Source organism: Dyella mobilis, from assembly GCF_016904945.1.
In the GTDB taxonomy this organism is placed as follows: domain Bacteria; phylum Pseudomonadota; class Gammaproteobacteria; order Xanthomonadales; family Rhodanobacteraceae; genus Dyella_B; species Dyella_B mobilis.
In genome coordinates this window covers 130,922-142,946 of record NZ_JADIKF010000040.1, presented here as the reverse complement: position 1 = coordinate 142,946, position 12,025 = coordinate 130,922, and the positions used below count along the sequence as shown (strand labels likewise).

Here is a 12,025-nt window from a genome sequence, read left to right as displayed (position 1 = left end):
CGTAGCGCGTCAATGCATGGATGAGGGCGTCGCTTCGCGTGAATCGTCGCCGGCTCCGAGGGGCGGTTGCCTCGACGAAGGAACCGCTTTTTTCGCTAGCGCCTCGCGCAGGGTCTGCACGTCGGCGTGCGCCGGCAATTGATCCAACGCTTGCCGGAACACCTGAAAATCCTGGCGCCAGCCCAGGCGGTCGATACTCAGCCCAAGCCGCTTGATGCGCTTGGCGTAATGCCGTGCATAGCTTTTTTTTAAGCCGGCGGCGTGCCGCGCCTTGCGCAGGAATTCGAGTTGATAGCGAACTTCGCGACCGCGCCGTCGCAAACGGTGAAAGGCGTCATCGGTGCGCAGTTCCTGCGCGGCGCGACGGGCCTTCTTCATGCGTGCGATGTTGTGCCTCAAGCTTTGCTTGGCGCTTGCCAGGCTGATTGCCTGCCAGTCCAGCGAATTGATCGTCGAAACGATGTGTTGGGCTTTGTCGCTACGGCGTTGCCATCCGGGATCTTGCTCCAGTGCGGCATCCAGCAGGTTTGCGCAGCGTTGCTCGAGCAATTCCAGCAGGGCGGGCGTAAGGCCCGTTCCATCACTGCCAGCGAGCACTCGCGCGGTGCGTACCGCCACGTGGGCATCGCGCAATGTCGAAAAACTCCGAGTCAGTTTTTTGAGCGACCGGTCGAGTGCTTCAGCCTCGCGCTGCCCCCGTGCAGAGGCAACGAAGGCAAGCAGGCTGCGCAGGCGGCGGGATGCCCGGCGGGTTTCGTGGATACCGCCATGATGGCCCTGGTGCATACCGAGGGCTTGCACCAGCGCGTGACCTTCCTTGGCCGCCAGCGCCGCCAGCGCCGATCCGATGTTCAGTCCGCCGCCGCGCTTGGTTTTCTTCATACGCCCGGGCTACCCGACGTGGGCCTGGAAGTCACCGCATCATAGCTGACCGTCGATGTCGCCTGCGGAGGTGGGCAATGGGCGTTCGGTACAGCCGGGCGATGCCGGATTGGGCCATACCCCCCAGTTGGTCTTGGAGGTCGGCGGATTGCAGGTCAGGCGGTGCACGGCCAGGAAATCCTCCCTGGGCGGCTTGCCAGGGCTCCAGCGCTGAATCGAGTAGAGGTCCACCTGGTAAGGCGGACCGCTGGTGCCGGTGTAGCTGCTCAGGTAGTCCACCACGACGCGGTCGCCCACGGTGGCTGCGTCTTCCTGCGGCAGTTGCACGGCGGGAGACGGGGGCGGTTCGACCTGTGACGTGCCGGAAGCGCGTGGTATCGCAAGGTAGACATAGCCGTCCGCGCCCGGATCCCATTTTGCGTGGTACGGGTGATCGGCGTTGAACTCCTGCATCAGCACGCGGCGCGGCGCAACGCCGGGCTGGCGGGCCAGATCCAGGGCGATTTTCAGTGCGGCCGATTCGTCCAGGTCGTGCACGCCCCACGTCAGCAGGGTGCAACCGCTGCCGGTTTCGGCATGCTCGGCGCGCGCGGCCAGCAACTGCGGCAATCCGTCGACGGGCTTGCGGCCTGCCAGCTCAGCCGGCAGATAGGCCTTCGTCTGGGCATCCGCCGGCAAGTAGTAACCGAAGAAATCGCGCTCGGCGAGGGTGCGGAAGTGGTTGTCGGCATGGCCGAAGCGATAGGGCAGCACCACCGGCAACTCGACGTTGCCGCATCCAGGCAGGCGCTCCACATAGTGGGCCGAGGGGCGCCAGGTTTCGAGGTGCTGCAAATGGCGTCCAGGCAGCAGCCGGAGGTAGGAGCCGACCACCAGCATCACGGCAAGGGCCAGCACGACACTGATGCGCGTATCGCCGCGCGGCCCGGCCGCATCGTAGAGGCGGCCCATCAGGAACCAGGCGAACGGCGCGCAGGTGAGCAGGTTGCGGTCGGAGAACGACGGCGCCACCACGATCGACACGCCAATGCCGCAAAGAATGACGCCAGCCAGCACGAAAGCTGCGAGCTGGGTTGTCCAGCGCGTATCGTTTTCATCGAAAACAAAGAAGCGCTCGCCGGCCAGCCTGCGTTGGATGCCGAAAAGAAGTATCAGGCTGAGGACGGTCTGGATCCGGCCATGGATGAGGTCGCCGATCGCGTGACTGGTTTCCAGCCGGAAGAAATGCACACTGTTGGTGAACCACAGGTTCTGCAGATCCTGCTGGGACGAATGCAGCATCATCTTGTAGTACGCGACGTTGAACGCGAGCACCACCAGGCCTGTTGCGATCAATGCGATGCGCATGCGCCAGGACGGTGCGCCCAGCAGCAGGAACAGCAGCACCATGCCCAGCCCGAGCAACAGGTATGCGTGGGTAAGGCTGGCGATCAGCCCGACGACACTAAGCGCCAGCCAGTGTCCAGTGGGGAAATCCGCTTGCGTGCGCAAACGTCTGCGCAAGGCAATGGCCAGCGACAGCATGCCTGCGGCAAGCAGCATGCACAGGGAATAGCTGCGCGCGTTTTGCGATTGATTGAACCAGAACGTGGACAGGGCACCGGTGGCGCAGGCAAACGCTATTGCGGTGGGGCTGAGCACGCGCCGCGTTCCTGTCGCGAAAACCACGACGGCGAGCACGGCGAACACGGCGCTGGGAAGATGCAGCGCAAAATCCGACAGGCCGGTCAGCCGCGTCCATCCGTACAGGAAGAAATAATAAAGAGGCGGATGGGTGTCGGTCAGTGCGCGACGAAATACCTCGGCAAGACCACCGTTGTGGTGAATCACATATACCGTAAACAGTTCATCGATCCACAGGCCATTGGCCGACAGTCCGACGAAGGCGGCACCGCAGGTAATCAGCGCAATCAGCCCAAATACCCAAGCCTGCCAGCGGGCCGGAGCCCGGAGGGATACATTCACGCGCGAGCTCCTGCCTTGCCTGTCACCGAGTAACGAATCTCGGACAATAGCATTCCAGCCACGGCGGCGAGTAGCCATGGACAATGCCAGGCGCAAAGGATAATCGCCGTTCCCGCGTTCAGCGGCACGTCGCTCCAGCGATGTGCGAAAAACGCGAGCCATCGCCGCACGAATGCACCGGCGGTGCGCGGTCTCTGCGACCGCGAAGTCATCAGGTAGCCGATCCACCAACGCGTGGCGAGACCCAGGCCTACCGCCAGCAACACCGCCATCCACGACGGCACGGAAAATTTCAAAAGCAAGCCCAGCGACAGGCATTGCGCCGCGAGCGCGGTAAATACGGAGATGCCGTGCATCATCGCCTTGGCGGTGACGCGGCCGCGTGTGCGCTTTTCGATCAACAGGGTGATCAAGTCGACCACGACCCGCGTATCCAGTTTGGAGGCTCCGCCCGCGCGTGCGCGCAGCAAGGTGGGAATTTGTGCGGTCTTGGGACGCCGATGGCCGGAGGCGATCACGTCGATGAGGATCTTGAAGCCGAGTCCGGACAATCCGCCGCGCACCTGCGCATACCACTCGCGCGTCATGGCGAAGCAACCACTCAAGGGATCGGCCATGGGCACGCCCAGGGTGGCGTCAGTGAGCCAGGTGCCGGCGCGGCTCAGTCGATGGCGCATGCCGCCGAGCCCTGAGCGCGAATCGTCCAGGTAGCGACTGGCGACCGCGACGTCGGCATCCGATCCGGTCAACTGCTGCAACAGCGCTTTCATCAGCGAAGGATCGTGCTGGCCGTCGCCATCCATGATGGCAAGGATGGATCCGCGGGCGACATCCCAGCCGGCGATGGCGGCCGAAGACAAGCCGCTGGCGTTGTATCGGCGCAACAGGCGGATGCATGGGTCGCCCAGTGCATAGGCGTTGACGGCATCGCCGGTCCTTTCGTCGGCAGAATCGTCCACCACGATGATTTCGTGGGAAATGCCTTGCAGATGTTCGCCGAGCTCGCTCAATACGCCACGGATGGCTTCATGCTCGTCCAGCGTACAGATGACGATGGAAAGAACCGGTGGAGCAAGTGATTGCCCGGCGACGGACGAATCGTCAGCTCGTGGTGTTTCCACCACCCTGACCGCAGAAACTGGTGCTGTGTACACGTGCATTCCGCCATGACAAAAGTCATCCCCCTGCGGCAAACGCGCAGCTCAACCAAATGTTGACCATGCGAAGTCGCCACGCCCCCTGAGCTCCGTTTCACCCTTGCCGGCAGTACGGATTGTTTGTCCGCATTCTAGGGAAAGGCCAAGCGGGCTGCCTGCATCCGTGGCGGCAGCGTCGTCTTATTGTGACCTGGGTGCTTGCTTCGGGGGTGAAGGCTGGCGGTTTTTCACAAAGTATCCTCAATGCGGGCGGGCACTGAGACGCAAGAACATGCGGAAGGACTCCGGTCTCACCGGGCTTCGCGACCGGTTTCCCGGCCAGCGAGCGCCGAAGGGCCGGCGGTCAGGACTTCCCGCCGACCTGGAACAGCTGAAACTCGCGAATGCGTGCCGGGCAGGTGCTGGAAAGAATGTCGAGGCGCACCTTGTCGGTGGCGACCGGGGCAAAGCGATCGATTTTCAGGTGGCCGATCGCTTCGGCGGAGGCCACCGGCGTCCAGGCGCCGTGCGTCCACGCCTCGATGGCGTATTTCTGCACGCACTGGCCTTCGTTGAGCCATTCCATGCTGAGCGCGTGATCGATGGTGACCGGTGCGTTGAAATCCACCTCGAGCGTCGCGTGGTGCGAGCCGTCCGGAGCCGACCAGAAGGTATCGCGATCGCCGTCGAGCGCGGCATTGGTGTTGGCATCCTGGGTGTTGACGTGCTTGCGGGCCAGGTCTTTGTCGACGCCGTAGCGTGCCTGCAATGCTTCACCGAACGCTTTCAGGCGAGCCACGTCGGCATCGGGCAGCAGGCCATGGCGATTCGGTGCAATGCCAAGCATCAACTGGCCGCCGCGGCCCACGCTGTTTTCCCAGATATCGACCAGCTCGTCGACGCTCTTCAAGCTCTGGTCGCTATTGGGATGCCAGAACCATTGCAGTTTGTGTAGCGGCGTATCGACTTCCACCGGGCGCCAGCGCAACTGGCCGTGGCGATCGATCACGTTCCAGTTTTCGCCGCGGATGTGCCCGTCTTCCTCGCCCACCCAGCGGATGTCGCCGTAATCGAACAGGCCGACATCGGCGAAGACCATCGTATTGGATTGATAGGTGCGCAGTTCTTCCACGTATTTCTTGAAATCGTAGACGTGTCCGGCACTGCCGGCGCCATCGAGCCACCATTCCACCAGCGGTCCGTAGCCCTGGACGAGTTCGTCCATTTCCGCCAGATAGTATTTGTCGTACGCAGCGGGATCTTTGTAGCGTGGTTCGTGGCGATCCCACGGCGACAGATAGATGCCGAACCCCATGCCTTCCTTGCGGGTGGCTTCTTCGGTCATTCGCACCAGGTCGCCTTTGCCGCCCATCCACGGGCTTTGTTTCACCGAATAATCCGTTTGCCCGGTCGGCCACAATGCGAAACCGTCGTGATGCTTGGCAACCAGCACCAGGTATTTCGCACCGGCGGATTTGGCGGCACGCGCCCATTGATCCGGATCGACGTGGTCGGGATCGAACACCTTGGGATCGGCCGTGCCGTCACCCCATTCGCGATCGAGGAAGGTGTTGGTGCCGAAGTGCACGATCACGCCGAATTCCAGATCCTGCCAGTGCACTTGCTGCGGCGAAGGCTTCACGTCCACGAAATTCTGTGCCAGGGCGGCGCCGCTGGTCAGTGTGGCGAGCAGGGTGGCGGTACATAGAGCGCGTAGGGAAAAGGACACGTGAAAAGCCTGGCGGTGATGGACGGACGCAGCGCGTCCGATAAAAAAATCAGGGTACGCGAGCGGCCGCGCCGAACTGCAATGCGTCGGAAATCTCCGTCGTAGCCTGGAGCAGGGCGGCAGTGACGTCGTCCATGGTTTGCGTAGCGGTCTGTTGCTCGATATACGGAATGGTCAAGGCGCAGACGGCAATGCCGTGCTGCAGAACCGGTGCGGAGAGATCGGTAACCGCATCCACGACGTGGCTGGGTTCGCTCGAATAACCGCGCTCGCGCAATTGCGTCAGCAACTGGGTGAGCGCCTTTCGATCCAGCGCAGGCTCGTAGCGGGCGATCAGATCCAGCCAGCGTTCGCGTACCTGGTCATCCTGAAACGCCAGCAACACGTGCCCGGAAGTCGACTGCGACATCGGCCGGCGATGGCCCAGGCGCACCACCAGCGCGACTTCCCCCGGAGGGTCCACGCGCGCCACCACCACGATCTGTTCGCCCGAAGGCACCACCAGATGGCAGGCCTGGCCGCTGGTGTCGGCCAGCCGATGCATGATCGGCATGGCCGCTTCGATCATGCCTTTGACGGGAGGTTGTTCCATGCCCAGCCGAAACAGTCGCGGTGTCACGGAATAGCCGGTATCGCCTTCACCGCGCGCGATGTAGTCGCGCTCCTCCAGCACCTGCAACATGCGGAAGATTTCGCCGCGCGAGCGCCCGACACCTTCGGAAATTTCGGCAATGCTCAGCGGCCGCTTGGCGCCGGCCAGCAATTCGAGAATGTCCAGGCCTTTGTCCAGGGCGGGAGCGCGGTATTTGGGCGTGGCAGTGGGCATGGTGTGCGGTTCCCCTTCATGAGCTGATACTCACCGTAGCGGCACGCATAGAGGCCTTGCGTCCCGGCAGGCAGCGATTATGTTGCGGCGCAACTTGTAGTATCCATGAATAACGGTTTCATATTTGCACAATTGGGCGACGCCGTCACGCCCGTATCCGCGCCGGTCGACATCGGGGAAAGAGGGTGAATGTGCAATCCGTAACTGAAGAGCCTGCCACGTACGCCCAGGACGCCACCGTGGCTGAGCGACGCACCCCGTGGTTGCCGCTGGTGCTGATCGTCAGCCTGTTTTTCCTCTGGGGCGGTGCCAACAACCTCAACGACGTGTTGATCGCACAGTTCAAAAAAGCCTTCGTGCTAAGCGACTTCGGCGCGGGCCTGGTGCAAAGTGCGTTTTATCTGGGTTATTTCCTGGTCGCCATGCCCGCCGGCATGTTCATGCGCCGCTTCGGCTACAAGAGCGCGGTGGTGCTCGGCCTCGCGCTCTACGGCGCGGGGGCCTTGTTGTTCTGGCCGGCCGCATCACTGGCTGCGTACGACCTGTTCCTGGTTGCCCTGTTCGTGATCGCCAGCGGCCTCGCTTTCCTGGAAACCTCCGCCAATCCCTTCGTGACCTTGCTGGGGCCTAGAGAGACGGCAACGCGCCGGCTGAACCTGGCGCAGGCATTCAATCCGCTGGGTTCGATTGCCGGCATTTTGATCGGCCAGCATTTCATCTTTACCGGCGTGGAGCGCAGCTCCGCACAGATCGCCGCCATGAGTGCGATGCAGCGCACGGCGTTTTTCGAGAGCGAAACGCACGCGGTCCAATGGCCTTACCTGGTCATCGGCCTGGTGGTGCTCGCATGGGCGCTGCTGATCCTGCTCACGCGTTTCCCTGCCGTCGCCGGAGCAAGGCACGCCGGCACCGCGACCGAAGCCGGCGTGTTGCGACGATTGCTGCGCGACCGCCGTTTTGTCGGCGCTTTGTTTGCCCAGTTTTTCTACGTAGGCGCGCAGGTGGGCGTATGGAGCTACACCATCCGCTACGTGCAGGCGACCATGCCGGGCACCACCGCTCGTGACGCCGCCAATTTCCTCACGGCCGGACTGGTGTGCTTCATGGTCGGGCGTTTCGCCGGTGCCGCGTTGATGAAATACGTCGCACCGGTGCGTTTGCTGTTGACGTTTGCGGCGGTCAATATCGTGCTGACGCTATTTGCCGTGTTTCATCCTGGAAACCATGGCGCTTATGCCCTGGTGGCATCCAGCTTTTTCATGTCGGTGATGTATCCGACGGTCTTTGCGCTGGGTGTCGAAGGCCGCAACGACGACGAACGCAAGCTCGGCTCGGCCCTGCTGGTGATGACCATCATCGGCGGCGCGGTGCTGACCGCCCTGATGGGGGCGGTGTCGGATCATTCGACCATGGCCACGGCGATGAGCGTGCCGGCTTGCTGCTTCGTCATCATCCTGCTGTTCGCGTGGCGGCGCGGCCGCTGATGTCTCGCCACTATTACGCGCTGGACCTGCGCGACGATGCTGCCGCAATGGCCGAATACGAAAGCTGGCATCAGCCGGGGCAGGTGTGGCCTGAAATCATCGCCTCCATTCGCGCCTCGGGTGTCGAGGAGATGGAGATTTTCCGCACGGGCAACCGCCTGGTGATGGTGGTGCAGATGGCGGAAGGGCACGATGCGTCGCGCGAAGATGTGGAAAGTGCGAGGACGCGGGAGTGGGAGGCGTTGATGGATCGTTATCAGCAACGGTTGCCGTGGGCGGAGGTTGGGCAGAAGTGGGTGCCCATGAGACGCATTTTTTCGCTGGCGGAGCAGTAGCGTAGTGGGGCTTGGGTTGGCGCGGCGCAACCAGGCGGGTTTGGTTCTTCGCGTTGATGGTTTTGTCTTCAGTTTTAAGAGCTCAAGAGCGAAGAGCTTTCGGTCCTGAAAGGACCGAGTCACTTTCTCTTGCGTGCCCAAGAGAAAGTAACCAAAGAGAAGTAACTCGGGCCGAAAGGGCCGAAAGCTCTTTGCCTTTAGGCTCTCAAGCTTTGAGAGATATAAATCCAACACCCAGGCACAAAACCAAAACAGTTGAGTTGCGCTACGCAAATCACCGCCGACAAGGCACCCCATCAAACTGCGTGCTGATGATGCTCAGCGCGCCATCGTGCGGCTTGTGCCAGATCACGTCCGTCGACAAATGGCGCACATCCGTCTGCCCAGTCAGCGCCATGCTCACGCTCAACTCCCGACGGATCAATTCGATCGTGCGCGTCACACCTTCCTCGCCAAGGGCGCCCAGGCCATACAGAAAGGCCTTGCCGATCAGGCCTGCGCGGGCGCCGCTCGCCAGCGCCTTGAGCAGATCCTGGCCGCTGAGGATGCCGCCGTCGAACAACACCTCCAACCGGTCTCCCACCGCCTGCACGATCGATGGCAGCACCTCGATGGTGGCGGGTGCGCCATCAAGCTGGCGGCCGCCGTGATTGGATACCACGATCGCATCCACGCCCAGGTCGGCGGCGATGCGCGCGTCGCGCGGGTCGAGAATGCCTTTGATGATCAGCTTGCCGGGCCACAGTTCGCGGATCCATTCCAGGTCTTTCCATTCCAGGGTGGGATCGAACTGGTTGGCGATCCACTGCGCCAACGTGGTCAGGCTGTCGGTGTTGGCAATGCGTCCCTGCAGGTTGCCGAACGAGCGGCTTGGTGCCTGCAGCATGCCCCACGCCCAGCGCGGCTTGCTGGCAATGTCCAGCAGGTTGCGCAAGGTGAGGCGCGGCGGTACCGACAAGCCGTTCTTGATTTCGCGATGGCGCTGGCCTTGCACGGTGAGGTCGGCGGTCAGCATCAAGGCGCTGCATTGGGCGTCTTTTGCGCGCTGGATCAACTCACGGGTAAAGCCGCGGTCGCGCATCACATAGACCTGAAACCAGAACGGCGTTTCCACCGCCGCGCGCACTTGCTCGATCGAGCAGATCGACATGGTGCTCAGGCAGAACGGAATGCCTGCCTTGGCCGCCGCGCGTGCGCCGAGGATTTCGCCGCCGCCGCGCTGCATGCCGGTAAGGCCGGTTGGGGCGATCGCCATCGGCATCGACACCGGCTGCCCCACGATGCTGCTGGCCAGCGAACGATTGTCGACGTTGCACATCACCCGCTGCCGCAAGGCGATGCGTTCGAACGCCGTGCGGTTGGCGCGCAGGGTGGACTCGTCGTACGAGCCGCGATCGGCGTATTCGAAGAACGCACGCGGCACCCGGCGCTTGGCCAGGTTGCGCAGGTCGGCAACGTTGGTGATGGGAGTCGTCATCAGGCCTTCGCCGTATCGGCCGGTTCGCGCCACACCGGGCCATCGGGGTAACGATAACGCTCCACGCTGTCCTGGTGCATCTGGGCGGAAAACCCGGGGGCGCTGGGAGCCACGTAGGTGCCGCCGGAAATGACCACCGGGTCGGTGAAATGCTCGTGCAGGTGGTCGACGAATTCGATCGCGCGATCATCCTTCTTGCCGCTGATCGCGACGAAATCGGCCATCGCCAGGTGTTGCACGAGCTCGCACAGGCCTACGCCGCCGGCATGCGGGAAAACGCGCACGCCGTATTTGGCCGCCAGCAGCAGGATGGCCAGGTTTTCGTTCACGCCGCCAACACGGGCCGCGTCGATCTGCACCAGATCGACCGCGCCGGCCTGGAACAGCTGTTTGAACATGACGCGGTTGTGCGTGTGTTCGCCAGTCGAAATCGGCACCGGCGCCACGGCGCGGCGAATTGCGGCATGGCCGAGAATGTCGTCGGGGCTGGTCGGCTCTTCGACCCAGGCAAGCTGGAAATCCTTCAGGTGACGCAGCCAGCGGATAGCATCGGGCACGTCCCAGCGCTGGTTGGCGTCGACGGCGATGGCCACGCTCGGGCCGACCGCTGCACGCGCGAGCCGGCAGCGGCGCACGTCATCCTCCACGTTCATGCCGACCTTGAGCTTGATGGTGCGAAAGCCTTCGGCGACCGCTTCGCGGGCAAGGCGCTGCATCTTTTCGTCGCTGTAGCCGAGCCAACCGGGCGAGGTGGTGTAGGCGGGGTATCCCTCGGCCAGCAGTTGCGAGGTGCGCCGCAGCTTGGTGGGGGCGGCGGTGTGCAGCATGGTGAGCGCTTCGTCGGGCGTCAGTGCGTCGGTGAGGTAACGGAAGTCGATGGTGGCGACCAGTTGCTCCGGCGACATGTCGGCGATGAAGCGCCACAGCGGCTTGCCGGCGACACGCGCGGCAAGATCCCATGCGGCGTTGATCACGGCGCCGATCGCCATGTGCATCACGCCCTTTTCAGGGCCCAGCCAGCGCAGTTGCGAATCGCCGACCAACCGCTTGGCGAAACCGCCGAGGTCGTCGATGACTTCATCCAGGTCCAGGCCCGCCACGTGGTCGTTCAAGGTATCGATGGCGGCTTTCTGTACGTCGTTGCCGCGACCGATGGTGAAGGCCAGGCCGTAACCGGCCAAGCCCGGCTGGTCGGTGCGCATCACGACATAGGCGGCCGAATAGTCCGGGTCGGGATTCATGGCATCGGAGCCGTCCAACTGGCGCGAAGTCGGAAAGCGGACATCGTAAGTGTCCAGTGCCGCGATCTTGCTCATGCGGCGTTCCCATCGGCGGGATGCGCATGCACTGTCTGCCGTTGTTGCCCGAGTCCTTCGATACCCAGTTCGATCACGTCGCCGGCGCGCAGGTAAATCGGCGGCTTTTGGCCCAGGCCGACACCGGCCGGCGTACCGGTGCTGATCACATCGCCGGGTTGCAGGGTCATGTAGCGACTGATGTGGCTGACCAACTGGGCCACGCCGAAAATCATCGTGCGCGTGTGGCCGTTCTGGTAGCGATGGCCGTTCACTTCCAGCCACAGTCCGAGGTTTTGCGGGTCAGGCACTTCGTCGCGCGTGACCAGCCACGGGCCAAGCGGCCCGAAGGTGTCGCAGCTCTTGCCTTTCACCCATTGCCCGCCGTGCTCGAACTGGAAATCGCGCTCGGAAAGATCGTTCACCACCAGATAACCGGCGACGTGCGAAAGAGCATCTTCCACGCTGACGCTGCGCGCCGTGTCGCCGATCACCACGCCGAGTTCCACTTCCCAGTCGGTCTTGGTGGAACCTTGTGGAATGACCACGTCGTCGTTCGGCCCCATGATGGCGCTGGTGGCCTTCATGAAAAGCACCGGCATCTGCGGTACCGGCGCATTGGTTTCGGCGGCATGTTCGGCATAGTTCATGCCGACGCAGATCATCTTGCCTACGCGTGCTACGGGCGTGCCGTAGCGAGGGTGACCGTCGACCTGCGGCAACTGGCGCGGATCGATCTTGGCAAGCTTGGCCAATGCTTCGCTGACCAGCGTTTGCGAGTCGATGTCGGCAACGACGGAAGAAAGATCGCGAAGTACGCCTGCTCGGTCGATCATGCCGGGCTTTTCCTTGCCCGCGGTGCCGTAACGGACCAGTTTCATGCTTGCTTGCTCCTG

The 12,025-nt window shown here is 62.9% G+C and carries 10 protein-coding genes; 2 read left to right on the top strand and 8 right to left on the bottom strand.

Annotation, left to right across the window (positions count from 1 at the left end; genetic code table 11):
- Positions 1 to 9 precede the first annotated feature (9 nt).
- The 5 genes from ISS99_RS16690 to ISS99_RS16670 form a co-directional block, all read right to left on the bottom strand.
- On the bottom strand, positions 10 to 882 hold the full coding sequence (locus ISS99_RS16690) for a CHAD domain-containing protein (protein WP_204632766.1): 873 nt from the start codon (positions 880 to 882) through the stop codon (positions 10 to 12).
- Positions 883 to 921: 39 nt separating this feature from the next.
- Positions 922 to 2,847, bottom strand: a complete 1,926-nt coding sequence (locus ISS99_RS16685) for a glycosyltransferase family 39 protein (protein WP_204632765.1) — start codon at positions 2,845 to 2,847, stop codon at positions 922 to 924.
- On the bottom strand, positions 2,844 to 4,001 hold the full coding sequence (locus ISS99_RS16680) for a glycosyltransferase (protein ID WP_204632764.1): 1,158 nt from the start codon (positions 3,999 to 4,001) through the stop codon (positions 2,844 to 2,846). The genes ISS99_RS16685 and ISS99_RS16680 overlap by 4 nt, the downstream gene beginning before the upstream one ends.
- A gap of 346 nt (positions 4,002 to 4,347) precedes the next feature.
- Positions 4,348 to 5,712, bottom strand: a complete 1,365-nt coding sequence (locus tag ISS99_RS16675) for an alpha-L-fucosidase (protein WP_204632763.1) — start codon at positions 5,710 to 5,712, stop codon at positions 4,348 to 4,350.
- Between the two features lie 49 nt (positions 5,713 to 5,761).
- A complete protein-coding gene (locus ISS99_RS16670) occupies positions 5,762 to 6,538 on the bottom strand; it encodes an IclR family transcriptional regulator (protein ID WP_204632762.1) in 777 nt (258 codons plus the stop codon).
- Between the two features lie 239 nt (positions 6,539 to 6,777).
- Between ISS99_RS16670 and fucP the strand changes: the two genes are divergently transcribed.
- Both fucP and ISS99_RS16660 read left to right on the top strand, forming a co-directional pair.
- Positions 6,778 to 8,022, top strand: a complete 1,245-nt coding sequence (fucP, locus tag ISS99_RS16665) for an L-fucose:H+ symporter permease (protein ID WP_204633940.1) — start codon at positions 6,778 to 6,780, stop codon at positions 8,020 to 8,022.
- Positions 8,022 to 8,357, top strand: a complete 336-nt coding sequence (locus ISS99_RS16660) for an L-rhamnose mutarotase (RefSeq protein ID WP_204632761.1) — start codon at positions 8,022 to 8,024, stop codon at positions 8,355 to 8,357. Before fucP ends, ISS99_RS16660 begins: the two co-directional genes overlap by 1 nt.
- 274 nt (positions 8,358 to 8,631) lie before the next feature.
- On the opposite strand, the gene ISS99_RS16655 is transcribed toward ISS99_RS16660, so the two are convergent.
- The 3 genes from ISS99_RS16655 to ISS99_RS16645 are packed head-to-tail and all read right to left on the bottom strand — an operon-like array spanning position 8,632 to position 12,010.
- Positions 8,632 to 9,834 carry an alpha-hydroxy acid oxidase gene (locus tag ISS99_RS16655; protein ID WP_204632760.1) on the bottom strand — a complete coding sequence of 401 codons (1,203 nt, stop codon included), beginning with the start codon at positions 9,832 to 9,834 and terminating at the stop codon, positions 8,632 to 8,634.
- Positions 9,834 to 11,150 carry an L-fuconate dehydratase gene (locus ISS99_RS16650; protein WP_204632759.1) on the bottom strand — a complete coding sequence of 439 codons (1,317 nt, stop codon included), beginning with the start codon at positions 11,148 to 11,150 and terminating at the stop codon, positions 9,834 to 9,836. The genes ISS99_RS16655 and ISS99_RS16650 overlap by 1 nt, the downstream gene beginning before the upstream one ends.
- On the bottom strand, positions 11,147 to 12,010 hold the full coding sequence (locus tag ISS99_RS16645) for a fumarylacetoacetate hydrolase family protein (RefSeq protein ID WP_204632758.1): 864 nt from the start codon (positions 12,008 to 12,010) through the stop codon (positions 11,147 to 11,149). Before ISS99_RS16645 ends, ISS99_RS16650 begins: the two co-directional genes overlap by 4 nt.
- Positions 12,011 to 12,025 lie beyond the last annotated feature (15 nt).